This window comes from Sphingomonas panacis (genome assembly GCF_001717955.1).
In the GTDB taxonomy this organism is placed as follows: Bacteria; Pseudomonadota; Alphaproteobacteria; order Sphingomonadales; family Sphingomonadaceae; genus Sphingomonas; species Sphingomonas panacis.
In genome coordinates this window covers 972,152-999,110 of record NZ_CP014168.1, presented here as the reverse complement: position 1 = coordinate 999,110, position 26,959 = coordinate 972,152, and the positions used below count along the sequence as shown (strand labels likewise).

Sequence of the window (26,959 nt, the reverse complement as noted above, 5' to 3'; positions counted from 1 at the left end):
TGTGGCGGGGCGTCTCCTTCGGCGCGCGGTCGCCGTTCCTGTCAGACGGAGGTACTCAGTGAGCTTGCAGATGGCGGACCACGAGTCCGGCGCGGCGGTCGCCGCGACGCTGATGTATACGGAGGCGGGCGAAGCCGGCGCCACGATCGCGCGCTTTCTCGATCGCAACCGCGATACGCTCACGATGCTCGGCACGCGGCTGCGCGCGCTTTCCCCCGCGATGGTCGTCACCTGCGCGCGCGGATCGTCGGACCATGCCGCGACCTATGCGAAATACATGGTCGAGACTTTGCTCGGCGTACCCACCGTTTCGGCGGCCTTCTCCACCGTATCGCTCTATGACGCGCAGCCTGCGCAGCCGGACGCGGGCGCCTCGACAGTGTGCATCGCGATTTCGCAATCGGGCCGCAGCCCGGACCTGTTGGCTACGGTCGAACGGCAACGCGCATCGGGTGCATTGGTCGTCGCGCTGGTCAATGACGAGACCTCGCCGCTTGCCGATGTCGCCGATGTCATGCTGCCGCTCTGCGCCGGGCCGGAAAAATCGGTCGCGGCGACCAAATCCTATATCGCCTCGCTCGCCGGCATCGCCGCGATCGTGGCGGCCTGGCGCGACGACGATGCGCTGCGCGCCGACCTCGCCGCGCTCCCCGCGCTGGTCGACACCGCCTTCGCGCTCGACTGGTCTTCGGTGACGCGCGGGCTTCAGGATGCGACCAACCTGTTCCTGGTCAGCCGTGGCTACGGCCTCGCGATTGCGCAGGAAGCGGCGCTCAAGCTCAAGGAAACCTGTGGCCTCCACGGCGAGGCGTTCAGCTCGGCCGAGGTGCGGCATGGCCCGATGGCGATCGTCCAGGCGGGCTTCCCGGTGATCGCGTTCGATACCGGTGGCGTCGCGGGCGAGGATGTCCGCGCGCTGGCCGATACCTTCGCCGAACGCGGCGCGCGCGTCTGGCTCGCCGGCGCTTCGGAGGCCTCGCACCCGGCGATCGAACGGCTGCCCGCGCTTTCGGTTTCGCCCGAACTCGCGCCGATCGTGATGATCGCCAGCTTCTACCGAATGGTCAACGCGCTCGCGCTGGCACGCGGCTATGATCCCGATCAGCCCCCCTATCTCGCGAAGGTGACGCGGACGCGATGACCAGTATCACGGTCCACGGCGGGCAGATCCTCTTCGGCGACGTAATCCTGCCGGCTGCCAATCTCGTCCTGGCGGGCGGGCGTCTGCATGCGATCGATCCGGCTGGTCCAAGCGATATCACGATCGACCTTGAGGGCGGCTGGCTGCTGCCGGGCTTTATCGACACGCAGGTCAATGGCGGCGGCGGCGTGCTGTTCAACAACGCGCTGACCGTTGATGGGCTGGCGGCGATCGCCGCCGCGCACGCGCGCTTCGGCACGACGGCGTTGCTGCCGACGCTGATCAGCGACACGCACGAGGCGATCGCCGCCGCGCTCGACGCGGTCGATGCGGCGATCGTGGCTGGCGTGCCCGGCATCATCGGTATCCATATCGAAGGGCCGTTCATCAGCGGTGCGCGCAAGGGCATCCACGATCCGTCGTTGATCCGCGCGCTCGACCGCAAGGTCATCGACATGCTGTGTGCGCCGCGTCGCGGCGTGGTGATGATGACGCTGGCGCCCGACATCGTGGCGGCGCAGGATATTTCGCGGCTGGCGGCGGCGGGTGTCATCCTCAGCGCAGGGCATACCGACGCCACCTATGATCAGGCGCAGGTGGGCTTCGCCGCCGGCATCACCGGCGTAACCCATCTCTACAATGCGATGTCGCCGCTGCTGCACCGTGCGCCGGGCGTGGTCGGCGCGGCCTTCACCGACGACCGCATCTGGTGCGGCCTGATCGCGGACGGCGTGCATGTCGCGCCCGCCGCGCTCGACGTCGCGCTGCGCGTCAAGGGTGCCGACCGGCTGATGCTCGTCACCGATGCGATGCCGAGTGTCGGTTCGAGCGAAGAGTCGTTCCTGCTCAACGGCCGCCGCATGACCGTGCGCAACGGTGTGTGCGAGGGCGAGGACGGCACGCTCGCCGGCGCGCATCTCGACATGGCGCAGGCGGTGCGGACGATGCGCGCGGCGACCGGCGCCGACCTGCGGCTGGTGAGCCGGATGGCAAGCGGTTCGCCTGCCGCCTTCCTCGGCCTCGATCGTGAACGCGGCACGCTGGCACCGGGGATGCGCGCCGATTTCGTCGTCCTCGATGCCGATCTCCAGCCGGTCCAGACCTGGATCGGGGGGGTGAAGGTCGCGGGCAAGGAAGCATCCGACGCGCGCGCTGAAGGGGAATTGACCGGCCGATGACACGCCTCACGCTCGTCGCGCCGATCGACGGCTGGCTCGTTCCGCTCGCCGACGTGCCGGATGCGGTGTTCGCCGACCGGCTGCTCGGCGATGGCGTGGCGATCGACCCGCTCGCGGACATGCTCCACGCGCCGGCGGCGGGCGTGATCGTCTCGGTCCATGAAGCGGGCCATGCGGTGACGCTGCGGCTCGATGCGGGGCCGGTGCTGCTGATGCATGTCGGGCTGGAGACGGTGAGCCTCGGCGGCGCGGGCTTCACGCCGCTGGTTCGGGCGGGGCAGCGCGTGGATGTGGGCGCGCCGCTGCTCAAGGTCGATCTCGCCACGGTCGCGGCGGGGGCGAAGAGCCTCGTCACCCCGATCGTCGTGACCGAGGGCGGCTTCGCGATCGCGTGGCGCGCCGAGCCGGGCCGGATTCGGCGCGGCGAGCCTTTGCTGACGCTTGCCGCCGGTCAGCCTGACGACCGCGCCGACGACAAGCCCGCTTTCACCGCATCGGCCAGCCGCACGCTGCGCGTTCCGCTCGCGCATGGGCTTCATGCGCGTCCCTGTGCGAAGCTCGCCGAACTGGCACGAAGCTTCGATGCGGAGGTGCGCGCGATCAAGGACAGGCGCGACGCGCGCTTACGCAGCCCGAGCGCGATGATGACGCTGGCGGTTGCGCACGGCGATACGCTGACGATCGCCGCCTCGGGTGCGGACGCGCAAGCCGCCGCCGATGCCGTCGCCGATCTGATCGCGACGGGCATGGGCGAGGGCACGCCGCTCGCAGCGCCGGCGCTTCCGAAGCCCGCCGCGCCCGTACCGCCGCCGCGTGACGGCATCCTGACCGGCGTCGCGGCATCACCCGGCTTCGCGACCGGCATCGCCGCGCATTTCGTCCGGCCCGAGCCGATCCTTGCGCAAACCAGCGAAGGCGCCGCGCCCGAACGAGCGCGTTTCGCCGAAGCCTTGGCGGCGCTGGGTGTCGCACTCGAAACCGGGAGCGGCACGGCCAGCGCCGAGCAACGCGCCATCGTCGCCGCGCACCGCGCCTTGCTCGACGACGAAGACCTGATCGAGCGCACCCATGCCCGGATCGATATGGGGGACAGCGCCGCCGTCGCGTGGCGACATGTCATGCGCGATCAGGCCGATGCGCTCCGCGCCGCGCCTGATCCACACATCGCCGAGCGTGCCGACGACCTGATCGACGTCGAAGTGCAATTGCAATGGCGGCTCGCCGGCCAGATCGCGCCCGCCGTCGCGCTGCCTGCCGACGCGATCCTGCTGGCGGACGATCTGGTGCCGTCGCAAGTCGCGTCGCTCGATCCCGCTTTGGTCGCTGGCATCGTCACCGCGCGCGGCGGGCCGACCTCGCATGTCGCGATCATCGCCGCCAGCCGCGGCATTCCCGCGCTCGTCGCCGCCGGCCCGCAGGTGCTGGCCATCGCGGCGGGTACGCCGCTGGTGCTCGACACGGCGGCGGGAACGCTCGCGATCGACCCGGATGCAGCCACATGGCAGCAGGCGCAGGGCGAAGCCGCACGGCGCGCCGTCCGCAAGGCGGCGGCGCAGGCCGCTGCCGCGCTGGAAGGCCGCACCACCGATGGCATCCGAATCGAAGTGTCCGCCAACCTCGGCAAGCTCGCGGAAGCCGCGCCCGCTGTTGCCGGCGGCGCGGAGGGGTGCGGGCTGCTCCGTACCGAATTCCTGTTCCTCGATCGCGCCACCGCGCCCGACGAGGACGAACAGGCGGCGGACCATGCCGCGATCGCCCGCGCGCTGGCGGGTCGCCCGCTCGTCATCCGCCTGCTCGACATCGGCGGCGACAAGCCAGCGCCCTATCTGCCGATCGCGCCCGAGGAGAACCCCGCGCTGGGCCTGCGCGGTATCCGCGTCGCGCTGGCGCGCCCCGACATCCTCGCCACCCAGTTGCGCGCGGTGCTGCGCGCAAGCCAAGCGGGCGATGTCCGCGTGATGGCGCCGATGATCGCCAAGGTTTCCGAACTACGCGCGGTGCGTGCCGCGCTGGACGCGGCAAGCGCCGCGCTCGGTCTCGGCGCCGACATGCCGCTCGGCGTGATGGTCGAGACGCCGGCGGCGGCGGTGATGGCGGACGGGCTCGCGGCGGAATGCGATTTCCTGTCGATCGGCACCAACGACCTCACCCAATATGTGCTGGCGATGGATCGCGGCAATCCGGCGGTGGCCGGTAGCGTCGACGGGCTCGATCCGGCGGTGCTGCGCATGATCGACCAATGCTGTCGCGGTGCCGCGCTGCACGGCAAGCCGGTCGGCGTGTGCGGCGGCCTCGCCTCGGATCGCCTCGCCGTGCCGATCCTGATCGGCCTCGGCGTCACCAAATTGTCCGCCGCGCCGGCGGCGGTCGCCGAGGTGAAGGCTTTGGTGCGTGGGGTTTCGGTCGATCGCTGCCGTACGCTCGCGGCGGCGGTCTTGCGGGTCTCGACCGCCGCCGAGGTCCGTGCGCTCGCGGCGGCGTTGCTGGAGGAGCTGGGGCTGTGAAATCGATCCTGCAACATCTGCAAAGCCTCGGTCGCGCGCTGATGCTGCCGATCGCGGTGCTGCCGGTGGCGGCGCTGCTGCTGCGGCTGGGGCAAGCCGATCTGTTCGGGCTGGATTTCGTGAGCGCGGCGGGCAACGCGATGTTCGCCAATCTCGGTTTGCTGTTCGCGATCGGCGTCGCCACCGGGTTCGCGCGTGATGGCAATGGCGCCGCGCCGCTCGCCGGCGTGGTCTGCTTCCTGATCGCCACCGAAGGCGCCAAGGCGCTGCTGGCGGTGCCGCCGGCGGCGCTCGCGGGCGTGCCGGAGGCCGCGCAGGCGGCGGTGACGGCGGGGTGGCGGGGCGCGCAGATCGACCGCGTCTCGGTGCCGCTCGGCATCCTCTCCGGCATTGTCGGCGGGCTTGGCTACAATCGCTTCTCGGCGATCCGCCTACCCGAATATCTCGCCTTCTTCGGCGGCCGCCGTTTCGTGCCGATCGTCAGCGGCGTGGCCGGCCTTGCGCTTGCCGGTATCGTCGGCGCGAGCTTCCCGGCGATCGACCATGCCGTCAACACGATCAGCACGGCGGCGCTGGCCAGCGGCAGTGCCGGCCTGTTCGTCTATGGGCTGCTCAACCGTCTGCTGCTGGTGACGGGGCTTCACCACATTCTCAACAACATCGCCTGGTTCGTGCTGGGAGATTATCATGGCGTCACCGGCGACCTGCGCCGCTTCTTCGCAGGCGATCCGAGCGCGGGTGCGTTCATGAGCGGCTTCTTCCCGGTGATGATGTTCGGGCTGCCGGCGGCGTGCCTCGCGATGTACCACACCGCCAAACCGGAACGCCGCAAGGCGACCGGCGGCATGTTGCTGAGTCTGGCGGCGACGTCGTTCCTCACCGGCGTCACCGAGCCGGTCGAGTTCAGCTTCATGTTCCTCGCGCCCGGTCTGTTCGCGCTCCATGCGGTGCTGACCGGCGCGGCGATGTCGCTGATGGCGCTGCTTGGTTCGCACCTCGGCTTCGGCTTTTCGGCGGGGCTGTTCGATTATGTGCTGAACTTCCCCAAGGCGCAGCGCCCGCTCATGCTGCTGCCGGTCGGGCTGGCCTATGCGGCGATCTATTATGGCGCCTTCCGCTTCGCCATCGTGCGCTTCAACCTGCAAACCCCTGGGCGTGAGGACGAACCTGTCGAAAGTGGAGCGCCGATCGCCGCCAGCGAGCGCGGGGCCACGTTCCTCGCCGCGCTTGGCGGTGCCGACAATCTCCGCGAGATCGGCGCCTGCACGACGCGGCTTCGGCTGGTCGTGAACGATCAGGCGGCGGTCGACGAGGCGGCGCTCCGCCGCCTGGGCGCGAAAGGCTTCGTGCGGCCCTCCCCACAGGCGCTGCAGGTCGTGCTCGGCCCGCAGGCGGACCAGATCGCCGTCGAGATTCGCGGCGCCGCCGGTCGGCCCGCCAAGCCGGTAACGACGGCGCCGATACAGGCGGAGCGCACCGCCGATCCGGCGCGGATGCCGCCGGCATTGGTCGCCGCGCTCGGCGGTGCCGGCGCGGTGCGTGGCGCGCGGGCGATCGACGGGCGGCTGCTGCTCGGCGATACGGCGACCCTCGACGCGGAAGTGCTCGCCCGGCTCGGCGCGCGTGGCGTCGTGCAGGTGCGGGGCGGGTGGCAGGTGCTGTTCGCGCCGGCGGAGCTGCGCGGCTGGTTTGGCGACTGACGCCGCTTAGATGTGGTGAAGCTCGGCGACCAGATCGTAAGCGTCGCCGCGATAATAGGAATGCGTCACCTCGATGATGCGCCCGTCGGCGGCGAACGCGCGGCGCTCGATCAGCAGCCCCGGATCGCCCGGCTGGATGCCGAGCAGCTCCGCCTGTTCCGGCTCGAAGCCGATCGCGCGCACGCGCTGCAACGCGCGCACCGGCCGGTTGCCATGCGCCTCGAGCGCGCCATAGAGCGAGGTCTCGACATCCTCGAGGCCGTTCAGCCCCCAGCCTGGCACTGCGGCATATTCGATCGCCATCGTCTCGCCATCGGCGAAGCGGATGCGCTGGAAGCGGAACACGCGCGATCCCGGTGACATGCCCATCGCCAGCGCTTCCTCGGGCGTCACCGACCCTTCCGATCGGTCGATCCACTCGCTCGATGGCCTACGCCCACGCGCCAGCATGTCCTCGGTGAAGGAAGACAGCATCGAGAAGCTCTTCTCGACTCGGCCGGGCTCCTTCTCCGCCGGTGCGTTCGACACGAACGTGCCCGCGCCGCGCCGCCGTTCGAGCAGCCCGTCGTTGACCAGGGCTTCCATCGCCTTGCGGATCGTCACGCGCGAGAGCTGGAACGCGTCGCACAATTCCCGCTCGCTGGGCAGCGCCGCGCCCGCCGGCAGCCGCCGGGTTTCGATCGCGGTGCGGATCAGCTTCTGCAGCCACAAATAGCGTGGGCCGCTTTCAGCGGTGCCGGCAATATCGAGAAGTTCAATGAAGGACATATCGAAGCCAGCTAACATTGTCGAAGCCGCGTGTCATTGCTGTCACGTCACCAGATCGTGACGCCACGGCTGAGTCCGGCGGCTTCACCCGCGTCGGCTTCGAGCAACAGCGTCACCACACGTTCCTGATCGCCCGCCGGCAGGGTCGCGACGATCGGCGCCTCCGCGCGGTCGGTCTTGGTCGCGAGCTTCACACCGTCCACCCACAGTTCCGCGCGGCCGATCACGCCCGCCAGCCGCAGCGTGCCGCCGTGCGCGGCGACGGCCCGGCGCGGCACGAACCGGCCCTGGATGAGCGTGAAGCCATGCTCCGCCGGCGCTTCCTCCAGCCGCCCGGTCCGCACATAGCCGAGCGCGCGCCATTGCTGCGCGGGATAGATCTCGCGCGGATCGGGCGCCTGCGCGGCGAAGGGGGTACGCCGCCATTCGGTGAGGTGATGCACCGCCGGCGTCGCGGCCACGTCGCGCGTCCGCGCGGCGACCAGCGGGAAGGCCGTGCGCGTCGCCGGCAGGCCCGCCACACGCGCGGTCAGCACGAGCTGCTTGGCCCCCGCGAACGGGCGCACCAGCACTTGCGCGAAGCCGGCGAACAGCTTGCGCGTGTTGCCCTGTTCGGGATCATGATCGTTGGGATCGCCATTGCCGACGCCGATGATCTCGCCGCCTTCGACCCCGAAGGTGACTCGGTCGGTTGCGGTCGGCACGTGGCGGCCTTCGGCATCGAGCAGATCGACGCTGATCGGTTGCACGTCGTCGCCGTCGCTCAGCATCATCGGCCGGTCGGGCGTCAGCCGCAGCGTCGCCGGGCGTCCGGCGGTTTCCACCGCGACGCGGAGGATCTCGCGGCCGGCGGTATAGCCGACCGCTTCGAGCTTGCCGGGCGCGAACGGCACTTGCCACTCGGGGGTGACGAAGGCCCCGCGCGCCTGTCGCCCAAGCGGCTTGCCATTGAGGAACAACGCCACTTCCTCGAGATTGGCCGGCGTCATCACCTTGATCGGCTGGCCCTCGCGCCCCGCCCAGTTCCAGTGCGGCCCGATCGCGAGCACGGGCGCATCCTCCACCCACTGCGCGCGGCGCAGATGATAGGCCATCTTGGCGAAGCCGCACAGATCGAGGATGCCGAACGAACTCGACGCGGCGGGCCACGGCAGCGGCGTCGGCTCGCCGTGATAGTCGAACCCGGTCCACACGAAGGTGGCGGCGATGAACGGCCGGCTGCCGATCATCTGCCAGCTTTCGTGATGCGTCAGCCCCCATTCGGGCGCTTCGGTATCATAGGAGGTGAGGACGTTGCGCTGTGTGTCGGTCGTCCATTCACCGCGCGTCATCACCGCGCTGGTATCCTCGGTGCTGATCAGCGGCCGGTCGGGATGCGCGGCGTGATAGCGGTCGTACCAATTGTGCTTGTAGTTGAAGCCGACGACATCGACCGCGTCGGCGCCGTTCTTCGGCGTGAACATGCCGTCGTTCATCGCGGCGGTGATCGGCCGTGTATCGTCGAGCGCGCGGATCGCCCCGGCGAGGCGGCGCACCATCTCATAGCCCTGTTCTGTGCCCTGCATCGGCTCCTCGTTGAGCACCGACCACAGGATCACGCTCGGCCGGTTGCGATCACGCCGCACCATCCAGGTGACGTGCGCAAGATAGTCGGGGCTGGGGTCGAAATGGCGGTTCTCGTCCATCACCATCATGCCGAGCCGGTCGCACGCATCGAGCAGCGCGGCGGCGGGGGTCGCATGCGCGAAGCGGATCGCATTGGCGCCGATCTGCTTCAGGCGCCGCACCCGCCATTCGAGCAGCGCCGCCGGTATGCCGACGCCGACACCGGCATGATCGTGGTGGATGCAGACGCCCTTGATCTTGAGCGGCTTGCCGTTGAGGTGGAAGCCGGTGGCCGGATCGAACCGGGTGGTGCGGAATCCGATCTCGGTACGGCGGCTGTCGACGATCTTGCCGCCGCGCACCAGCCGCGTCTGGAGCGCATACAGCGTCGGCGTCTCGGGCGACCACAGCAGCGGGTTGGGCACGGACAGCGTCATGCTCGCGGTGCTGGTGTCGAGCGGCGCCGCGCTTACGGGCGCGCTCGCCTGTGCGAGCGTGCGGCCATCGGCATCCTGCAACACCGCCTCGACCATGCCTTCGCCCGCCACGGCGCCGGCATTGTTGAGCGTCACGTCTACCGGAAGTCGCCACGCGCCGTCCGGTTGCGGTCGCGGCGTTGCGTGGACGCCGTCGGTGACGATATGCAGCGCCGGCCGCACCGCCAGCCAGCATTCGCGATACAGACCGGCGCCCTCGTACCACCAGCCCTCCATGACATCGCCATCGACGCGGATCGCGACCGTGTTGGGCTCGTCGCCGAAGCGGGCGTAGGGCGTCACGTCGATGTTCTGCTGGACATAGCCCGACAGGCTGTGCGCGACGGGAATGCCGTTGAACCAGACGGTGGCGTTGTTGGCCATGCCGCCGAGTTGCAGTTCGAGATACTGGCCGTGCCACGCCTGCGGGAACACGACATAGCGGCGATACCAGCCGATGCCGCGCCGACGATAGCCGAACGCGTCGTTCTGGTCGGATTCGATTGGGTGCGCGATCGCCCAGTCATGCGGCAGGCGAACCGCGCTCCAGTCCGAATCGTCATAATCGATGCCGGCGGCGCCTTGCGCGTTGCCGGCCTTCGTCGCGGAATAGGTCTGGTCGTTGCCGCGCACGGCGGGAAACGGCAGGTCGCCCTCATGGAACAGCCAGCCGTGGTTGAACGCGTACAGGCTCGGGTCGGCGGGCGGGAACGGCGAGGGAAGGTGGCCAAGCGGCACCGGCATGTCGGGCGATAAACGACCGGCGGACGCAGCCTCGCCATGCGCCACGCGGGGCACCCCGATCGCCGCTGCGGACGCAGAGGCGCCGATGAACATGCGACGGTCGATCATCACGCCTCCTGAAAGACATTTCAAATGCCAAAGTAATACATAGTGATGTCACGAAATCAAGGCTGGCAGGGCCGCGCTGGGCGGCGCTCATGCCGCCCGCGATCAGAAATCCATGCTCGCCGAGAAGCGGATCTGCCGTGCCAGGCCAACGTAAAACACCGAGCCGCCCGTCGACCAATAGCGTGTGTTGGTGATGTTATCGCCGTTTACGCGCAAGGTAAGCGCGCGCGCATCGGGCAGGCGGATCTTGTAATCCGCACCCAGGCTGTAGGTCGTATAACCCGGCATCGCGTAGAGATTGCGCGCATCGGCATAGCGCAGGCCGGTGTAATACATGCCGGCGTTCACGCCCAGCGCGGGCAGCGCGGCCGGGCGATATTGCACGAAGAGCGAGGCCGACCATCGCGGCGTGTTGTCCACCCGCTTGCCATCCTGCGCGGCGATGCCGGTATTGCGCTGCGTGGCGCTCAGATACTGGCCCGACAGCGCGACCGAAAGCTGCCGGGTGAGACTGCCTTGCACCGATGCTTCGACGCCTTGGTGGATCGCGCGCCCGTTGACGACATAGACGTTGCTGCTGTCGGTATAGCTGAGACCGCGATCGATGTGAAAATAGGCGACGCTCGCGAGCGCGCCCGCGACCTCGATGCGCGCGCCGGCTTCGATCTGCTTGCTGAGCACAGGCGCGAGGACATCGCCCTCGTTGGTGGTGCCGGCGGGCGCGGTGCCGGCACTTTCCAGACCCTCGATATAGGTGAAATAGAGGCTGGAGGTCGGCGTCGGCTTGACCACCACACCGCCGGTCGGCGTCCATGCCGTCATCCGGTAGTTTCCGGTCGAATCCTCGGTATCGTACAGCACGCGCCGCACGCCGCCGATCAGCAGCAGCTTCTCGCCGACATGGGCGATGTCCATCGCGTACACGCCGGTGTCGATGTTGACGCTGCCCGGCTGGAGCTTGGGCGCGGCGAAGACGAGACTGCCGAAGTCGATGGCGACCGGATCGTCGATGTTCTGCGCGACCGCCGTGTAGCTGGCCTGATGCTGGTCTTCCTGCACCTGCCGGTTGCGGGCGACACCGAACAGCAGGTCGTGGGTGATGCCGAGGGTCTCGACCTTGCCGGCGATTTCGCCACGGACATATTCGTTGCGATATGCCTGATCGGGCGCGTAATTGCCCGAAATCCGGCCCGCGCCGCTCGCCACCGTGGCGGCGCCGGTGAAGCTGAAATCGGCGCGGCTGCGCTGGCGCCGCGATTGCGCAAGCCCCGCTTCCGCGCGGATCGACCAGTCATCCCCCAGTGCATAATCGGCGCGGCCCAGCACGTTGGTCGACCATGTGCGATAGGGCGCGTTGACCGGCGCATAGCGATGGTGGGGATCGGGGATATGATCGAGCAACTGGAATGCCGACAGCGCGATTCCGCCCGGTTCGTCGGTCGCGCGGCGATAATGCTCGACGTCGAGCTTGAGCGACAGCCGCCCGGTCGCCTGCCAGTCGAACGCGCCGCTGACGAGATAGCGGTGGCCGTTGACGCCATCGATCGGCGTTTCGACATGCGACGCATAGGCGTTGATCCGCGCGCCGAATTGCCCCGCGTCACCGAACTTGCGCCCGATATCGAGGCCGCCACCGATGCTGCCCTCCGCGTCGCCGTTGATATAGGCGTTGGTGACGGGCTGGCCGCCCGCGCGCTTGGTCACCACGTTAACGATGCCCGAAGGTGTGGCGAGGCCATAATAGAGCGCGGAAACGCCCTTGAGCAGCTCGACGCGCTGCTTGTTCTCGATCGGCACCGGGCTGAGGTTGATGATCTGGAGCGCGCCGTTCAGGCGATAATTGGTGCGGGCGTTCATCAGGACGCCGCGCGACACGAAATTGTTGCTGGTGGTGGGGCTGGTCGCCTGTTGCGTGACGCCGGGCGTGTTGCGCAACGCGTCCTCAAGGCCGGTGGCGCCTTGAGCGTCGAGCAGCGCCCTTGGGATCACCGCGACACTCGCCGGCGTGTCGAGGATCGACTGATTGCGGAACGCGCCGACCTGCACGACATCGGTCTTGAACGTCGGCATCCGGCCGGTGACGACGATCTCCTCATCGAGCTTGCGCTCGACCTGGTCTTGTTCGTCCGCCGCCGCCGGTGTGTTCGCAGCCATCACCGCAGCCGACGCTGCCATCACCCAGAAACTCATGAGACCCCCGTTTGAACGCGGCCGGTCCCGTAGCGTTAATGCAAATAGGTCGCAATTGCGTTTTTGTCGGTCCGCGTGATAGGTCGGATCTTCGAGGCAGACGGACCGGCAATGGCAAAGCGCGTACTCTTTCAGATCCACTGGTTCCTGGGCATCACCGCCGGGATCGTCCTCGCGGTGATGGGCGTGACCGGCGCGACGATGAGCTTCGAGGACGAGATCAGCGAGGCACTGTCACCGCGGCTCTACGCGCCGGGCGTGCCGGCGCGCGCGGACCTGTCGCCGGACGCGGTGATCGCGCGCGTGCAGGCGGACCATCCCGGCTATTATGTCAGCCGGCTCGACTGGGAGATGCCGCGCGACCGCTCGCACGCCGTCCGCCTCACCGCGAGCGCGGGGCACGACCGCAAGCAGGGCAGGGTGGACCGCGCGACCGGGCGCTGGCTGGGTGAGTCGGCGGGCGCCGGTTTCTTCGACACGGTGGACGAGCTGCACCGCTGGCTGGCGCTGCCCGGCGGCGGCAATGGCATCGGTCGCCAGATCACGGGTGCGAGTGCGATCGCGCTGATCTTCTTCGCGCTCTCCGGCCTGTATCTGCGCTGGCCGCGCCGTGGGCTGGACTGGCGCGCGTGGCTGGTGCCGGACCTGCGCAAGACCGGGCGCAATCTGTGGCGCGCGCTGCATGTCGTGATCGGGACATGGGTGCTGCTCTTCTACCTGCTGAGCGCGCTGACGGGTCTATGGTGGAGCTACGACTGGTATAGTCGCGGCGTCACCTATGCCCTGACCGGAAAGGCCGGCAGCGAGGATGCCGACCGTGCGAAGAAGGGCGGCGTCGCGCCGCGCCCCGCGCTCGATCCCGCCTGGGCGAACTTCCGCGCGATAACGGGCAACCGCTACGTCTGGGTGCGCATCTCCCGCCCGCCGCCAAATCAGCCGATGAAGGCGATCACCTTCGATGCCCGCCGCGCCGATGCGCGGCACCTGCGCCAGCTCGACCGCTACAGCTATGTGCCGGGGACGGACAAGCTCAAGACGCGCGACCTCTACGACAACAGGCCGCTCGGCACGATCATCACGCAAAGCATGTTCGAACTGCATCGCGGCGCGTTCTTCGGTCTCCCCGGCCGAATTGTGATGCTGCTGACCAGCCTGACCATGCCGCTGTTCACGGTGACGGGCTTTCTGCTCTATCTCTCGCGGCGCAAGCGGACGCGGGCGGCGAAAGCGCTTGAGGCCAAGTCCACGGGCTCGCGAGGTGCGGGCGATCTGCTGATCGCGTATGCCAGCCAGACCGGCACGGCGGAAATCCTCGCACGCAACGCGGCGCAGGCGCTTGGCCTCGGCGGCGTCCGCGCGCAGGTGGTTCCGCTCGGCAAGATCACCGCCGAACGGCTCGCCGCCGCAACGAAAGTGCTGTTCGTCGTCAGCACCTATGGTGACGGCGAGCCGCCCGACATGGCGCGGGGGTTCACCACGCGGATGCTGCGCGCGCGGAAGCACCCCGATCTCGCCCATCTCGCTTACGGTGTGCTGGCGCTGGGCGATCGCGAATATCCCGACTTCTGCGGCTATGGCCGGACGGTCGACTCGTGGCTGGCCAACGCCGGCGCGGAGCCGCTTTTTGCGATGATCGCGATGGACCGCGACGACGCGGACGCCGAGGCGCGCTGGGCAAGCGAACTTCGCACGCTCGGCGCGGGCGCGGGAACGCGGGGGCAGACCGCCGCCACGTTCGAAAGCTGGACGCTCGTCGAGCGTGTCGCGCTCAATCCGGGCAGCGAGGCGCTCAAGACCTATCATCTGCGGTTCGAGCCGCCGGTCGATTCGACGATGGAGTGGGCGGCCGGCGATATCGTCGAGGTGCAGCCGCACAACGCGCCAGCCGTGGTGGATGCGCTGCTTGCGGCACACGCCGCCGATGGCGAGGTCATCACGCGCACCGCGCATGCGCGTGAAACGCTGGCGACCGTCATGCTGCCGCCCGATGCGAAAATGCGCCCGCTACCGATCCGCGAATATTCCGCCGCGTCGACCCCCGCCGACGGCACGCTCGATCTCGTCGTGCGACAGGTTCGGGACGCTGACGGTCGGTTTGGCATCGGGTCGGGGTGGCTGACGGCGCATCTCCCGTTGGGATCGACCACCCCGCTGCGTATCCGGCCCAATCCGAATTTTCGGACGGACGATCGCGGCGCGACGACGCTGATCCTGATCGGCAACGGCACCGGCATCGCCGGGCTGCGCGCGCATCTGCGCGAGCAGGCGCATGCCGGGCGCCGCGGACATTGGCTTTTGTTCGGCGAGCGCAGCGCCGCGCACGAACAGTATTTCGACGGCGAGCTTGCTGGCTGGCTGGCGGACGGTACGCTCGCGCGGCTCGACCGCTGCTACTCGCGCGACGCCGGGTGCGGGCGGTACGTTCAGGATCTGGTATGCGAAGCTGGTGCCGACCTTCGCGAGTGGATCGATGCGGGTGCGACCGTCATGGTTTGCGGCAGCCTCGACGGTATGGCGCAGGGCGTTCACGATGCGTTGGCCGCGATCGTCGGCGCCGAGCGCATGGATCGCCTCGCCGAAGAGGGTCGATACCGGCGCGACGTCTATTGACCGGCGCGCTTTGCCGGGGGGCGGTGGTCCCACCACATCGTTTGAGTGTCCGCATCGGCCACCGCGTCACCGTCGCACAGCCTGATTGAGCGTAGATCAATTGACGATATCGATGGGATCGGCGATGCAATTTTGGGGTTAGATTTCGGGGGAGGTCAATATGCTGAAATGTCTGCGTGATATCGCGTGCGCGGTCGCCTTGGGGGCAGCATTGCCTTGTTCTGCGTTTGCACAAGGTGCGCCGGTCGAAGTGGTTTCGGGGGTGAAATACGAATTTCTGGGCCGCTGGGATGTCGAGCGCCTCAATAAGATCCTGACGACCGACACGCCCGCCTTTTCCGGTGTCAAAGTTGCTTATACGCCGGCGCGCAATGCGGTGCGCCTCTATCGCGTAACTTACGATTCGGTCATCCCGGAAAAAGGTAACAAGCCGATTGCGGCTTCGGGCCTGCTTGCGGTGCCGGATACGGGCGGAAAGTCTTTCCCGACGGTGTCGTATCAGCATGGCACCGTTTATGGTCGCCAGGACGTTGCCTCGTATCCCGATAACTCGCCCGAAACGCAGTTAATGATCGCCCAGTTCGCCGGCCAAGGCTATATGCTGATCGGCGCGGACTATTTTGGCATGGGCATTTCGACCGAGCCGGAAGGCTATATGGTCAAGGCGAGCCACCAGCAGGCCACCTATGACATGCTCAAAGCCAGCCAGGCGGTGATGGCGAGCATGAAGCTGTCCAGCCCCAAGCTGTTCCTGTCGGGCTGGTCGCAGGGTGGCTTCGTGACGATGGCGATGCTCGAAAAGCTCGAAGCCGCCGGGATCAAGGTCGATGGCGCCGCCACCGCGAGCGCCCCGCTCGATGTCTATGCATTGCTTGAGGGCATGCTGACTTATCCACGCAAGAATGACGCGGTCTGGCTCAACAGCATTGTGATCCTGTCGGCGTTCGCGTTCGAAAACTATTATGGCTTTCCGGGGCTGGCGCATTCGGTTCTGAAGGACGAATATTACGACGTCGCCAAAAAGGCGTATGATCGCGTGCCCGCCGATGTTTCGACGCTTCCGGCCGATCTGCGCAAGCTGATGCGCCCGGAATATTTCGATCCGCAGTATTTCACCAATTCGGCCTATGGCAAATTGGCCGCACAGACGCAGTCCTACCGCTGGGTCATCAAATCACCGGTCCACAATTACTACGGTGAAGCCGATGAAGCGATCACCCCCGGCGTCGGTCGCATCGCGATGACCTATGCGCAGTCGATGGGCTCGGGCAATCCCAACGTCGAGGCTATCTCGACCGGCGCGACCACCCATCGCGGAACGTTCGCGACGGCCGTGCCGCAATGGAAAGCCTGGTTCGATAGCAAGTGACCGGACGGTAAAGTCCGTTTGAAGGATGCCGATCGCCCCGGTCCGTTCGCGGATCGGAGCGCCTAGTCAAATCGCCCGAAAGGCGTAGGGCGCGCGCGCCTTTCGCGCCGGGCTGAAATCGAGCGACCGGGTGATCGGCGGCAGGGACCGATCGGTGCAGTCGATGCGTTCGCACAGGTGACAGGCGGGGCCGATCGGGGTGACGCGCGGCGTGAGATCGCCATAGCCGATCCGGCCGGCGTGCTTCGCCTCGCAGCCCAGCACGATCGCCGCCGGTTCGCGTCCCTCGTCGCGCACGACCGCGCATGCCCAGGTCAGATAAGATGCGCCGTCCGGCATCTCGACCCGGTCGGTGACGGTTTCGCCAAGCCGGCGGAACGCGCGGTGGATGCGCCAGCGCGGGCAGCCGCCACCGAACCGCGCGAGCGGCATCGCATCCCCGGAGAAGCGCTTGGCGACATTGCCGGCGACGTCGAGCTTGAGCAGGAACAGCGGCACGCCGCGCGCGCCCGGCCGGTCGAGCGTCGTCAGCCGGTGCGCGGCCTGTTCATACGAAACGCCGAACCGCGCCGTCAGCAGGTCCATATCGTACCGGCTCGCTTCGGCCGCGGCGTGGAAGCGGCCGTAAGGCATCACGATCGCCGCAGCCGCATAATTGGCGAGCGCCTGTTGCGCCAACACGCGCGTTTCCGTATCCGGCGCGTCGGCGGCTGCGGTCGCGGCGGCGAGCGGCGCGGACAGATCCTCGATCGCGAGCCGGGTCGCGATCTCGAACAGCCGGGCCGATGCCGGCAGCGTCTCGGCGAGCATCAGGCGACGGCGATGATAGTCGTAATGCCGGAGGGCATCGGCCAGCACCTCGCGCCCGACGATCCTTACGGTAATACCATGTTCTTCGCGCAACCGCCGGACCATCGCCTCGCGTAGCGCATCGCTCTCGTCGCCGAGCGTGCCGGAAAGGGCCTCCGCCGCCGCATCGAGGTCCGCGAAGTGGTTGCGGCGGCCGTCGAGCCAGTCACGCAGCCACGCAAGCGGGGACGCGACGCGGGTGCCCGCCAGCCCGGCCGACTCGACGCGGTCCGGCACCTGCCGCAAATCGGCGAGCGCGCGGTACAGCCGCGTCACCGCCTCGGCGACGCCGGGGTAATTCTCTGCGACTTCGAGCACTTCCTGACGCGGTACGCCGATGTCGCGCACCAGCGCGTCGGCGAAAATCTCGTGCAGGTCGCTCGATGATGCTTCGTTCGCCGCCGCGACGAAGCCGCGCATGTCGACGTCATAGGTGTCGGCGAGGCGCAGCAGCATCTGCGCGGTGAACGGTCGCTGGTTGCGTTCGAGATGGTTGAGATAGCTTGGCGAGACGCCGAGTTCCTCGGCCATCTGGGTCTGGTTGAGCCCGAGCTCGCGGCGCAGCAGCCGCAAACGCGGGCCGAGATAGAGTTTGCGGTCGCCTGCCGGTGCCATGCGCGTTTCTGTCACGCTGTGACAAACAATTCAAGTCACGCTTTGTCTCGCTGTCACTCTGCGTCCTTCAACGCACCCGTCGCGCATGTCATGCCACCGCCAACAACCCGCGAGGACGCTCATGACCTATCAAAGCCTTATCACCGACACCCGCAGCATCATCGCCGCCAACGGCCCGAGCTGGGACGGTATTTCCGGCGAGGCGGTCGCGCGGATGCGGTTGCAGAACCGGTTCCAGACCGGGCTGGATATCGCGCGCTACACCGCACGAATCATGCGCAGCGACATGGCCGCTTATGATGCCGATCCAGCGCGCTACACCCAGTCGCTCGGGTGCTGGCATGGTTTCATCGGCCAGCAGAAGCTCATCGCGATCAAGAAGCATTTCGGCTCGACGCGCGGCAAGTATCTGTATCTGTCGGGCTGGATGGTCGCTGCGCTGCGCTCCGAGTTCGGCCCGCTGCCCGACCAGTCGATGCACGAGAAGACCAGCGTCCCCGCGCTGATCGAGGAACTCTACACCTTCCTCAAGCAAGCCGATGCGCGCGAACTGGGATTGCTGTTCCACGATCTCGATGCGGCGCGGGATGTCGGCGATGCGGCCAAGGAAGCCAAGATCACCGCGAAGATCGACGGCTTTCAGACGCATGTCGTGCCGATCATCGCCGATATCGACGCGGGCTTCGGCAATGCGGAAGCAACGTATCTGCTCGCGCGGAAAATGATCGAGGCGGGCGCGTGCGCGCTTCAGATCGAGAATCAGGTCTCCGACGAGAAGCAGTGCGGCCATCAGGACGGCAAGGTGACGGTGCCGCACGAGGACTTCCTCGCCAAGATCCGCGCCTGCCGTTACGCCTTCCTCGAACTCGGCGTCGAGGATGGCATCATCGTCGCCCGCACCGATTCGCTGGGCGCCGGCCTCACCAAGCAGATCGCTTTCTCGAAGCAAGCCGGCGATATCGGCGATCAGTATAACGCGTTCCTCGATTGTGAGGAGGTGACCGATATCACGAGCCTGCGCGGCGACGTGGTGATCGAACGCGACGGCAAGCTGATGCGACCCAAGCGGCTGCCTTCGAACCTGTTCCAGTTCAGGCCCGGAACCGGCGCGGATCGTTGCGTGCTCGATTGCATCACCAGCCTGCAGAACGGCGCCGACCTGTTATGGATCGAGACCGAGAAGCCGCATATCGAGCAGATCGCGGCGATGGTCGATCGCATCCGCCAGGTCGTGCCCGACGCGAAGCTCGTCTACAACAACTCGCCCTCGTTCAACTGGACGCTCAACTTCCGCCAGCAGGTCTATGATGGCTGGGCCGAACAGGGCCGCGACGTCTCCGCTTACGAACGCGCCGCACTGATGAGCGTGATCTACGACGGGACCGAGCTGGCGCAGGAAGCCGACGAACGCATCCGCACCTTCCAGAAGGATGCGAGCGCGCGGGCGGGCATCTTCCACCACCTGATCACGCTGCCGACCTATCACACCGCGGCGCTGTCGACGGACAACCTTGCCAAGGAGTATTTCGGTGCGGCTGGCATGCTCGGCTATGTCGCTGGCGTGCAGCGCAAGGAAATCCGCGAGGGGATCGCCTGTGTCCGGCACCAGAACATGTCCGGCTCGGACATCGGCGACGATCACAAGGAATATTTCGCGGGCGAGGCGGCGCTGAAGGCCGGCGGCGCACACAATACGATGAATCAGTTTGCGGCGTGATGGCGCGCGGCGCGGTGCGCCGCACGCCATCACGCCCGGCCGGCGGCGGCAAAGCCGCCGTCCGACGACGCGGCTTCGCCGCGGCGCCCCCTAGAAGGAGAAGAGACATGACCACCGAAACCGAAACCCGCGCACCGGCGCGCGCCCGCGCCGTCTTCTCGACCGAGGATTTCCAGTTACTCAAGGCGGCGGTGATGACACACCTGCAGCGGCCAGACGTGCAGGACAGCCCGGAGTCGGTCAAATACAGCAATCTCTACCACCGGCTCGGGCGGCTCTGACGTCGATCGCCCCTCGTTGCGCGCCTGCGCCAGCGTATCCGGTCCGGTCGAGGCGGTGAGCGACCGCGACGCCATCACGTTGCGGTCGCTGCCGAGTCCGGTCGATAATAGCCGAGTTGCCGGGAGATTTCCTTTGCGGCTTCCAGCAAAATCGCGCGTGCTTCCTCGATGGATACGAGTTGCGAGCCATCGATCAGCTCAAGATACGGGATTGTCAGAGCGGCGAGGAACTCGCCGTCGAAGCCCATCACGGGGCAACCAATGTCGGTGACGCCACGCGTGATCGGACTGGGACGGGTGTAAAAGCCATCGCGGCGGATCTCTTCCAGCCGCGTGAACAAAGCGGCGCGACCGATGGGCGCCGGAGCCATCGATTCGGCGCGATCCAGCATCCGTTCCGCCACGGACGGCGCGGAGAACGCCAGGATAATGCCCCCCGAACAGCTCCGTGTGAGTTCGATTGACGCGCCGACGCGCAGGGCGAAGCCGCGAACACCGGGATTTTCCTCTCGGGCAATTACCAGCCCCTCGCCGGTTTTGGGCACGACGAGATGGCATGACTGCCCTGTCGCCAGCGCGAGCCGCTGCATCTCAGGTTGCGCCGCCTGGACGAGACCGCGAGCGGGCGTGGCGCGATAGGCGATATCGAGGAACTTGTAGGTTACCGAATACCGGTCATCGATCGCCGATTTTTGCAGATAACCGGCATCTTCCATGACGACGATGATCCGGAACAGCTCGCCAAGCGACCGACCCAGTGCCGCTGCGATCTCGCTTGCCAGCAGCCCCCTGGGTTCGTTCGCGAGCAATTCGATGATCATGAACGCCTTGTCGAGCGCCGGCGCCGCGTATTGCCGCTTCCGTTCCTTGCTGCCTGTCGTCATCCCAGATCCGTTCTTCAGCATATCGCGCCGCCGCCATGCCAGCGAAGGATTGGAGTAGCGGTGCCACCGGAATGTCGGGCTTTCGTGCGGTTGACAAGCTCGCGCCCTGACGTGCGAACGCAAGCGCGAGCGTGGCACCGTGAGATCCCCATATCGGCGTGAACGGCGCGCGCGATCGTGGTGACGATTGGATTCGGTCATCCGACCGACCAGCCGAACTGCCCCGCGCACGAACCATCGACGCGGGGCAGAGGGGTCAGCTCAAAAATTCGGCGGGATTGATCCCAAGTTCGCGCGCGATCATCTCGACAGCGCGTTTTTCGCTCGCATCGAAATTGCCGTCCGCCTTGCCGATGATGACGGCCGAACGCACGATCATACGTGCGACATCCGGGTTCGAGCGGAATTTCCCGATCACACGCAGCGCTTCGCTGCGACCGACATCGACGTCGAAATCTTTCACCGGTCGGCATGACCGGTGAAAGATTTGATCACCTGATCGACCGGGTAGGCGCTCGTCAACGGGCTGTTCTTCAGCACGCCAACCATCTTCGCCTTTTCACTGGCGTCGATGACGCCATCGGCCGCGGCGACGATCGTGCTGGCGGCGACCAGGGCGTCAAGCACGTCCTTATTCTTGAACTTCGCAACCTCGGTTTCGAGTGCGCTCCTCGCGTCCGTCAGCTTGCTGCGGATTGTATCAAAAAACGACATTCTGCTTCCTCATCTGCTATCTTCGGGCGCCATTCGAGCCGTTCGGCCGGTCTGGCATATCCGGGCCACGGAAGGCTGCATGGTCACCGTGCGTCGTCCAGCCCGTCATATAGCGCAACAAGCCGGTCGACATCGACCACCACCTGGCGTTGCTCGTTGAGCCATCGCTGGGTCGCGTCATGCATCGGCAGCCCCTCGCGGCCATCATACAGTGTCGCGCCGCCCTCGATGAGCCAAATCGCATCCCTCGCGCGCGTGCGCTGGAGTCGCAGATGGGTCATCCACTGCTCGATCACATTCGACGGTATATGTCTGTCCATTGTCTCTGCCTTCACGGCAGATATAGAGAGGATACACCCTTTATCCAGCGGCGGGCGGAATATGTGCGAACAATATTGGATGCCGCACCTGGGCGCGAGGCAAGCCGACCACATGCTACGTTTGGAGACAAACGAGAGCGCGTATTTGCGAAACGCCCGCGGTATGGAACTCGGATGAAAACGACGTCATGAGCATTGTTGCACAGGCCCCCTGGTGGGCACGCGGCGTGATTTATCAGATCTACCCCCGTTCGTTTCAGGACAGCAATGGCGATGGCGTCGGCGATCTCGCCGGGATCGCGGCCCGTCTCGACTATGTCGCGGGGCTCGGCGTGGACGCAATCTGGCTATCGCCGATCTTTCCGTCGCCGATGGCCGATTTCGGCTATGATGTCGCCGACTATTGCGGGATCGAGCCGATGTTCGGCGATTTCGCGGCGTTCGACACTTTGCTCGCCGACGCGCACGCGCGCGGGCTGAAAGTGCTGCTCGATTTCGTGCCCAATCATACGTCGGACCAGCATGCGTGGTTTCGGGAAAGCCGCTCCGCGCGCGACAATCCCAAGCGCGACTGGTACATCTGGCGCGACCCCGCGCCCGACGGAGGGCCGCCCAACAACTGGATCAGCGATTTCGGCGGCTCGTCGTGGGAATGGGACGAGGCGAGCGGACAATATTATCTGCATGCCTTCCTCAAGAGCCAGCCCGACCTCAACTGGCGCAACCCGGATTTGCGCGCGGCGATGATGGACGTGCTGCGTTTCTGGCTGGATCGCGGCGTCGATGGCTTTCGGATCGACGTGCTGTGGCACATCGTCAAGGCCGCCGACCTCCCTGACAATCCGGTCAATCCCGATTGGACGCCGAATCGCACCGAGCGCGACAGGCTGATCCAGCACCATTCGACCGACCAACCCGAGGCCCATGAGATTGCCGCAGAATTTCGCGCGCTTGCTGATCAGTATGGCGAGCGGGTGCTGATTGGTGAGATTTTCCTGCCCAACGATCGCCACGCGCGCTGGTTTGGAACGGTCGAGCGGCCCGAGGTGCATATGCCGTTCAATTTCCAGTTGATCGAGAATGCGTGGAACGCCGCCGTGCTGCGCGACGTGATTGCCGATTACGAGGCATCGCTCCCCGCACATGGATGGCCCAATTGGGTGTTCGGCAGCCACGATGCCCCGCGCATCGCCGCGCGGGTCGGCGAACCGCAGGCCCGCGTCGCGGCGATGCTGTTGCTGACCCTGCGCGGCACACCGACACTGTACCAGGGCGATGAAATCGGCATCGGTGAGGTCGTCATTCCGGCCGACCGCGTCCGCGACCCACAGGAACTGCGCCAGCCCGGGCTCGGTATCGGTCGCGACCGTTCGCGGACTCCGATCCCGTGGGATGCGTCGCCGTTCGCCGGGTTCAGCACGGTCGAGCCGTGGCTGCCGCTCAACGCGGATTGGCCGACCCGCAACGTCGCCGCGCAGGATCGCGATCCAAGCTCGTTGCTCACGCTGTATCGGGCGTTGCTAAGCTTGCGTCGCGGGCAGCCCGCATTGTCGATTGGCGATATGGTGCTGGTCGCGGGCGACGACGATGTCTTGGCGTATGAACGGCGCCACGACGATGTGCGGTTGCTGATTGTCCTCAATCTCGGCAGCCAATCCCGCGCGTTGATCCTGCCCGCCGACGCGATTGTCATGGAGGTGCTCGCCTCGACACTGCCGGCGCGCACGCTGGCGGATGTGCTCGCACCCGACGAAGGGCTGGTGCTTCGTCTCGCCAGCGTGCGCTGATGCGGATCGCGATGCTGGCGCCGATCGCATGGCGCACGCCGCCACGCCATTATGGCCCGTGGGAGCTGGTCACCAGCCTGCTCACCGAAGCGCTGGTCGCGCGCGGCGTCGATGTCACCTTGTTCGCCACGGGCGACAGCCTGACGAGCGCGACGCTCGATGGCGTCGTGCCCGCGCCGTACAACGACGATCCCGCGATCGATGCAAAGGTCTGGGAGTTCCGGCATCTTGCGCATCTCTTCCAACAGGCGGACGCGTTCGACCTGATCCACAATCAGGCCGATTTCCCAGCGCATGCTTTCGCGAATTTGGTCGCGACACCGATCGTCACGACCATCCACGGACTGTCTTCGGAACGCATCCTGCCGATGTACGTGCCGTATCAGCAGCGCGTGCATTATGTCGCGATCAGCGACGCCGACCGGCACCCGGCGCTTCGCTACGCGGCAAGGATCTATCATGGCATCCCGATCGGCGACTTCCCGTTCGATCCCGTCGGTGGCGAGGATCTGCTGTTCTTCGGGCGCGTCCATCCCGACAAGGGCGCGGCCGAGGCGATCGCGGTCGCGCGGTCCAGCGGGCGCCATCTGCATATGTACGGCATCGTGCAGGACGCGAGCTATTACGACCGCGAAGTGGCGCCGGCGCTGGACCCCGTATCGGTGAGCTATCACGGTGTGGTCGGTGGGTCAGACCGCTGTCGCGCGCTCGGCGGGGCGAGGGCATTGCTGCACCTGATCAACTTCGAGGAGCCGTTCGGCCTGTCCGTGATCGAAGCGATGGCGTGCGGTACGCCCGTCATCGCGTCGCGACGCGGATCGATGCCCGAACTGATCGAAGATGGCGTGACGGGCTTTATCGTCGACGATCTGAAACAGGCCGCTGCGGCCGTCGAGCGGATCGGGGAGATCGACCGCGCCGTGGTTCGTCGCGTGGTCGCCGATCGGTTCTCGGTCGATCGGATGGCGGATGCCTATCTGGCGCTATACCGCAGGATTCTCGGGAAGTAACCTCGGGCGCGCATTCCGGCGTTATCTTGGCGGGATCTTAAGGCGTCAGGTAAGATCCGTGGTTGGCACCATTGGCATCGGCCTGCGGTCGCGGGCACCGCAAGCGCTTTGGAACGTTTCGCCCGTCGCTGACGCACAGACGTTTCATACGCTCCGCCCGTGCGTGCCGACATGCCTGATCGAGACTCGGCTCATCCGGTGCGGCTGAAACGGTAGTTCATTCGTTAATTGGTTATTTGATTGACTCGCCGAACATGAGATTCTAGCGAGGATGAAACATATGATCGACGCGTTTACAGAGGAGAGCGGTGTGGCAGTCTCACAGAATGTCGCGAATGCGCTTGTTGACCCCGGCGCCTATGGTGATCTGGAACAGGTCGATACGGCCTTGGCTTGGTTGCGGCGGGAGGCGCCATTCACAAAAGTGCAGCCTCAGGGTTATGATGAATTCTGGGCAGTTACGCGCCATTCAGATATCCTTGCGGTGGAGCGCGCGCCCGATCTGTTCCACAACGAGGACCGTTCAGTTACGGTCATCAGTCAGGAGGCTGAGCGCAGCATCAAAGCGATTACCGGCGGATCGCCCAATCTGAGCCGGAACCTGACGCGCATGGATAATCCGGATCACGCGAAGTACCGCGCGATAGCCCAGTTGGCGATGACGCCAGCAAAGATCACCGAGCGCAGCGGCCGTATCCGCGAGATTGCCCGCGAATTCGTTGGCAGACTCGCTGAGCGCGACGGCGAATGTGATTTCGCCCGGGACATTGCGTTTCTCTATCCATTACGAGTGGTCATGGAGATCCTGGGTGTGCCAGAGGAAGACGAGCCTCTGATGCTGCGGCTGACGCAGGAAGCGTTCGGGACAACCGATCCGGACGTTAACCGTGCGGGCGCGCAAGTGTCTGAGGCGCAACGCATCAAGGATCTCACAGAGACGCTCGCAGAACTGCGTGCCTATTTCGCTGATATGACTATAGACCGCCGACGTAATCCTCGAGACGATTTCGCGTCGGTTCTGGCAAATGCTCGAATCGATGGCGAGCTTTTACCAGACTATGAATTATTCTCGTATTTTGGCCTGGTGGCCGCCGCGGGTCACGACACCACGGCGAATGTCACTGCAGGTGGTGTTTGGGCCTTGGCCGAGCGGCCGGATCAGGTAGCCAAGCTGAAGCAAGATCCCAAGCTTGTAGCCAGTTATGTTGAAGAAGCGATACGCTGGGTCACGCCGGTCAAACATTTCATGCGAACTGCCATGGCTGACACTGAGGTTGCGGGGCAGAAGGTTTCCGAGGGGGACTGGCTCATGCTCTGCTATCACTCTGGCAACCGTGACGAAGGCGTATTTACGGCTCCTTACGAATTCGACGTAACCCGCCGACCGAATAAGCAGATTGCGTTCGGTTATGGCCCGCATATGTGCCTGGGGCAGCATCTCGGCAGGCTCGAAATAAAAATATTCATGGAGGAGTTGCTGCCAAGGCTGGAATCCATGGAATTGTCTGGAGTGCCAACTCGCACCAAATCCAATTTCGTCTCAGGCCCCAAATCCATCCCGATCCGGTACAAGTTGACGTAAATTGATCGCTCGGCATTCAGAGGCCGCTATTTGGTTACAAGGGATTATGAAACGCGGAGAATCCCTTCACTTCTTGCGATAGCCGTTTCGCTTCACCCGGGTGCGATCAGTTGATCGCAGCCCGGGGCGGGGTCGAGCCGAACCCACGGATGCAGGGTCTGGGACCTCCTGCGCGACTTCGGGGGCTATCCTACCCGCGGACGGGGTGCGGGTAAAGCGGCGTACATTGTACCGATCGGGCACCATGGCGATGCTCAGTCGAGACCACGAACTCCGACTTCAATCCCTTAATATCGGGTGGATTTGCCATCGGCGTCGCCCAAGCGAGCGCAACGCGGAACCAACAACCTGGCACCGTCAGACAGGATCGCCTGTTGGGCGCGGAACTTCGGGGAATCCGGCGGGGTACTGCGCGGCACTGTCGGAACCGCGAACGACGTTCGCGATGCCATGCTGGCCATGTATCAGAATATGCCGCGTGATCATGCGCCGTCATCCGCCGCGATATTCAGCCATCGCGCCGACGGTGATCTGCCAATACGGAACAAATCGTTCTGCCGCCAACGCCAGCCAAATCTGCGACGGCGCGTCTGGAGCGCTAATCGTTTCGACACTTCAAAGCCGATGCACGATCCGCATCTTACCCACGGTCCCAAGTTGGTCGGTTCGAAACTTCGGGGACCATCGTCGGCTGGCGAAAGGCGGCTGAGTGGGCGCGCAGCGCGACATGCGTCATATTCGCTTTTAGCAGGTCAGTCGCTCAGTTGACCGATACAAACTAACCAGATAATTAGTGCGTGGAGCCGC

20 protein-coding genes are annotated in these 26,959 nt (G+C 66.0%); 12 read left to right on the top strand and 8 right to left on the bottom strand.

Going from position 1 to position 26,959, the window contains the following annotated elements:
- The first annotated feature begins 70 nt into the window (after positions 1 to 70).
- The 4 genes from J0A91_RS04525 to nagE are packed head-to-tail and all read left to right on the top strand — an operon-like array spanning position 71 to position 6,523.
- Complete coding sequence (locus J0A91_RS04525) at positions 71 to 1,141, top strand: SIS domain-containing protein (protein WP_069203907.1); 1,071 nt, start codon at positions 71 to 73, stop codon at positions 1,139 to 1,141.
- Positions 1,138 to 2,319, top strand: coding sequence for an N-acetylglucosamine-6-phosphate deacetylase (gene nagA, locus J0A91_RS04520; RefSeq protein WP_069203906.1), 1,182 nt, complete (start codon positions 1,138 to 1,140; stop codon positions 2,317 to 2,319). The genes J0A91_RS04525 and nagA overlap by 4 nt, the downstream gene beginning before the upstream one ends.
- On the top strand, positions 2,316 to 4,823 hold the full coding sequence (ptsP, locus tag J0A91_RS04515) for a phosphoenolpyruvate--protein phosphotransferase (RefSeq protein ID WP_069203905.1): 2,508 nt from the start codon (positions 2,316 to 2,318) through the stop codon (positions 4,821 to 4,823). The genes nagA and ptsP overlap by 4 nt, the downstream gene beginning before the upstream one ends.
- A complete protein-coding gene (gene nagE / locus J0A91_RS04510) occupies positions 4,820 to 6,523 on the top strand; it encodes an N-acetylglucosamine-specific PTS transporter subunit IIBC (RefSeq protein ID WP_069203904.1) in 1,704 nt (567 codons plus the stop codon). Before ptsP ends, nagE begins: the two co-directional genes overlap by 4 nt.
- A gap of 6 nt (positions 6,524 to 6,529) precedes the next feature.
- Here nagE and J0A91_RS04505 read toward each other — a convergent pair whose 3' ends face one another.
- From J0A91_RS04505 to J0A91_RS04495, 3 genes are all read right to left on the bottom strand, one after another.
- Positions 6,530 to 7,291: a GntR family transcriptional regulator gene (locus tag J0A91_RS04505; RefSeq protein WP_069203903.1), complete on the bottom strand. Its 762-nt coding sequence runs from the start codon at positions 7,289 to 7,291 to the stop codon at positions 6,530 to 6,532.
- A 47-nt stretch (positions 7,292 to 7,338) separates the two neighbouring features.
- Positions 7,339 to 10,224, bottom strand: a complete 2,886-nt coding sequence (gene galA / locus J0A91_RS04500) for a beta-galactosidase GalA (RefSeq protein ID WP_240502201.1) — start codon at positions 10,222 to 10,224, stop codon at positions 7,339 to 7,341.
- A 102-nt stretch (positions 10,225 to 10,326) separates the two neighbouring features.
- Entirely contained in the window at positions 10,327 to 12,414 is a 2,088-nt protein-coding gene (locus tag J0A91_RS04495) for a TonB-dependent siderophore receptor (protein WP_069203901.1), read from the bottom strand.
- A 111-nt stretch (positions 12,415 to 12,525) separates the two neighbouring features.
- Here J0A91_RS04495 and J0A91_RS04490 point away from each other — a divergent pair, with 111 nt between their 5' ends.
- Positions 12,526 to 15,024, top strand: a complete 2,499-nt coding sequence (locus J0A91_RS04490) for a PepSY domain-containing protein (RefSeq protein WP_069203900.1) — start codon at positions 12,526 to 12,528, stop codon at positions 15,022 to 15,024.
- A 262-nt stretch (positions 15,025 to 15,286) separates the two neighbouring features.
- On the top strand, positions 15,287 to 16,393 hold the full coding sequence (locus J0A91_RS04485) for an alpha/beta hydrolase (RefSeq protein ID WP_206364987.1): 1,107 nt from the start codon (positions 15,287 to 15,289) through the stop codon (positions 16,391 to 16,393).
- Between the two features lie 66 nt (positions 16,394 to 16,459).
- Here J0A91_RS04485 and J0A91_RS04480 read toward each other — a convergent pair whose 3' ends face one another.
- Positions 16,460 to 17,857: a helix-turn-helix domain-containing protein gene (locus J0A91_RS04480; protein WP_069203899.1), complete on the bottom strand. Its 1,398-nt coding sequence runs from the start codon at positions 17,855 to 17,857 to the stop codon at positions 16,460 to 16,462.
- 121 nt (positions 17,858 to 17,978) lie between these two features.
- Between J0A91_RS04480 and J0A91_RS04475 the strand changes: the two genes are divergently transcribed.
- Entirely contained in the window at positions 17,979 to 19,574 is a 1,596-nt protein-coding gene (locus J0A91_RS04475) for an isocitrate lyase (protein WP_069203898.1), read from the top strand.
- 107 nt (positions 19,575 to 19,681) lie between these two features.
- On the top strand, positions 19,682 to 19,855 hold the full coding sequence (locus J0A91_RS04470; RefSeq protein ID WP_169833087.1) for a hypothetical protein: 174 nt from the start codon (positions 19,682 to 19,684) through the stop codon (positions 19,853 to 19,855).
- Positions 19,856 to 19,929: 74 nt separating this feature from the next.
- Here the strand turns inward: J0A91_RS04470 and J0A91_RS04465 are convergent, their stop codons facing one another.
- The 4 genes from J0A91_RS04465 to J0A91_RS04450 form a co-directional block, all read right to left on the bottom strand.
- Positions 19,930 to 20,760 (bottom strand): IclR family transcriptional regulator, encoded by an 831-nt coding sequence (locus J0A91_RS04465; protein WP_069203897.1) that lies wholly within the window; start codon positions 20,758 to 20,760, stop codon positions 19,930 to 19,932.
- A 235-nt stretch (positions 20,761 to 20,995) separates the two neighbouring features.
- Positions 20,996 to 21,202, bottom strand: a complete 207-nt coding sequence (locus J0A91_RS04460) for a TerB family tellurite resistance protein (RefSeq protein WP_169833086.1) — start codon at positions 21,200 to 21,202, stop codon at positions 20,996 to 20,998.
- A complete protein-coding gene (locus J0A91_RS04455) occupies positions 21,199 to 21,453 on the bottom strand; it encodes a TerB family tellurite resistance protein (protein ID WP_083224504.1) in 255 nt (84 codons plus the stop codon). Before J0A91_RS04455 ends, J0A91_RS04460 begins: the two co-directional genes overlap by 4 nt.
- A gap of 83 nt (positions 21,454 to 21,536) precedes the next feature.
- Complete coding sequence (locus J0A91_RS04450; protein ID WP_069203896.1) at positions 21,537 to 21,773, bottom strand: hypothetical protein; 237 nt, start codon at positions 21,771 to 21,773, stop codon at positions 21,537 to 21,539.
- Between the two features lie 188 nt (positions 21,774 to 21,961).
- Between J0A91_RS04450 and J0A91_RS04445 the strand changes: the two genes are divergently transcribed.
- From J0A91_RS04445 to J0A91_RS25190, 4 genes are all read left to right on the top strand, one after another.
- Positions 21,962 to 23,560, top strand: coding sequence for an alpha-amylase family glycosyl hydrolase (locus tag J0A91_RS04445; RefSeq protein WP_069203895.1), 1,599 nt, complete (start codon positions 21,962 to 21,964; stop codon positions 23,558 to 23,560).
- On the top strand, positions 23,560 to 24,570 hold the full coding sequence (locus tag J0A91_RS04440; protein ID WP_069203894.1) for a glycosyltransferase family 4 protein: 1,011 nt from the start codon (positions 23,560 to 23,562) through the stop codon (positions 24,568 to 24,570). Before J0A91_RS04445 ends, J0A91_RS04440 begins: the two co-directional genes overlap by 1 nt.
- A 280-nt stretch (positions 24,571 to 24,850) precedes the next feature.
- Positions 24,851 to 26,152: a cytochrome P450 gene (locus tag J0A91_RS04435; protein ID WP_169833085.1), complete on the top strand. Its 1,302-nt coding sequence runs from the start codon at positions 24,851 to 24,853 to the stop codon at positions 26,150 to 26,152.
- Between the two features lie 244 nt (positions 26,153 to 26,396).
- A complete protein-coding gene (locus J0A91_RS25190; protein WP_420852814.1) occupies positions 26,397 to 26,861 on the top strand; it encodes a hypothetical protein in 465 nt (154 codons plus the stop codon).
- Positions 26,862 to 26,959 lie beyond the last annotated feature (98 nt).

Excerpts from the sequence above, each read along its gene's own strand:
- J0A91_RS04445 (WP_069203895.1), top strand. The coding sequence starts at position 21,962 with ATGAGCATTGTTGCACAGGCCCCCTGGTGGGCACGCGGCGTGATTTAT.
- J0A91_RS04495 (WP_069203901.1), bottom strand. The coding sequence starts at position 12,414 with ATGAGTTTCTGGGTGATGGCAGCGTCGGCTGCGGTGATGGCTGCGAAC.
- J0A91_RS04435 (WP_169833085.1), top strand. The coding sequence starts at position 24,851 with ATGATCGACGCGTTTACAGAGGAGAGCGGTGTGGCAGTCTCACAGAAT.
- J0A91_RS25190 (WP_420852814.1), top strand. The coding sequence starts at position 26,397 with ATGGCGATGCTCAGTCGAGACCACGAACTCCGACTTCAATCCCTTAAT.
- J0A91_RS04475 (WP_069203898.1), top strand. The coding sequence starts at position 17,979 with ATGACCTATCAAAGCCTTATCACCGACACCCGCAGCATCATCGCCGCC.
- J0A91_RS04450 (WP_069203896.1), bottom strand. The coding sequence starts at position 21,773 with ATGGACAGACATATACCGTCGAATGTGATCGAGCAGTGGATGACCCAT.
- J0A91_RS04505 (WP_069203903.1), bottom strand. The coding sequence starts at position 7,291 with ATGTCCTTCATTGAACTTCTCGATATTGCCGGCACCGCTGAAAGCGGC.
- J0A91_RS04480 (WP_069203899.1), bottom strand. The coding sequence starts at position 17,857 with ATGGCACCGGCAGGCGACCGCAAACTCTATCTCGGCCCGCGTTTGCGG.
- nagA (WP_069203906.1), top strand. The coding sequence starts at position 1,138 with ATGACCAGTATCACGGTCCACGGCGGGCAGATCCTCTTCGGCGACGTA.
- J0A91_RS04455 (WP_083224504.1), bottom strand. The coding sequence starts at position 21,453 with ATGTCGTTTTTTGATACAATCCGCAGCAAGCTGACGGACGCGAGGAGC.
- J0A91_RS04470 (WP_169833087.1), top strand. The coding sequence starts at position 19,682 with ATGACCACCGAAACCGAAACCCGCGCACCGGCGCGCGCCCGCGCCGTC.
- ptsP (WP_069203905.1), top strand. The coding sequence starts at position 2,316 with ATGACACGCCTCACGCTCGTCGCGCCGATCGACGGCTGGCTCGTTCCG.
- galA (WP_240502201.1), bottom strand. The coding sequence starts at position 10,224 with ATGATCGACCGTCGCATGTTCATCGGCGCCTCTGCGTCCGCAGCGGCG.
- J0A91_RS04465 (WP_069203897.1), bottom strand. The coding sequence starts at position 20,760 with ATGCTGAAGAACGGATCTGGGATGACGACAGGCAGCAAGGAACGGAAG.
- J0A91_RS04440 (WP_069203894.1), top strand. The coding sequence starts at position 23,560 with ATGCGGATCGCGATGCTGGCGCCGATCGCATGGCGCACGCCGCCACGC.
- J0A91_RS04490 (WP_069203900.1), top strand. The coding sequence starts at position 12,526 with ATGGCAAAGCGCGTACTCTTTCAGATCCACTGGTTCCTGGGCATCACC.
- J0A91_RS04525 (WP_069203907.1), top strand. The coding sequence starts at position 71 with ATGGCGGACCACGAGTCCGGCGCGGCGGTCGCCGCGACGCTGATGTAT.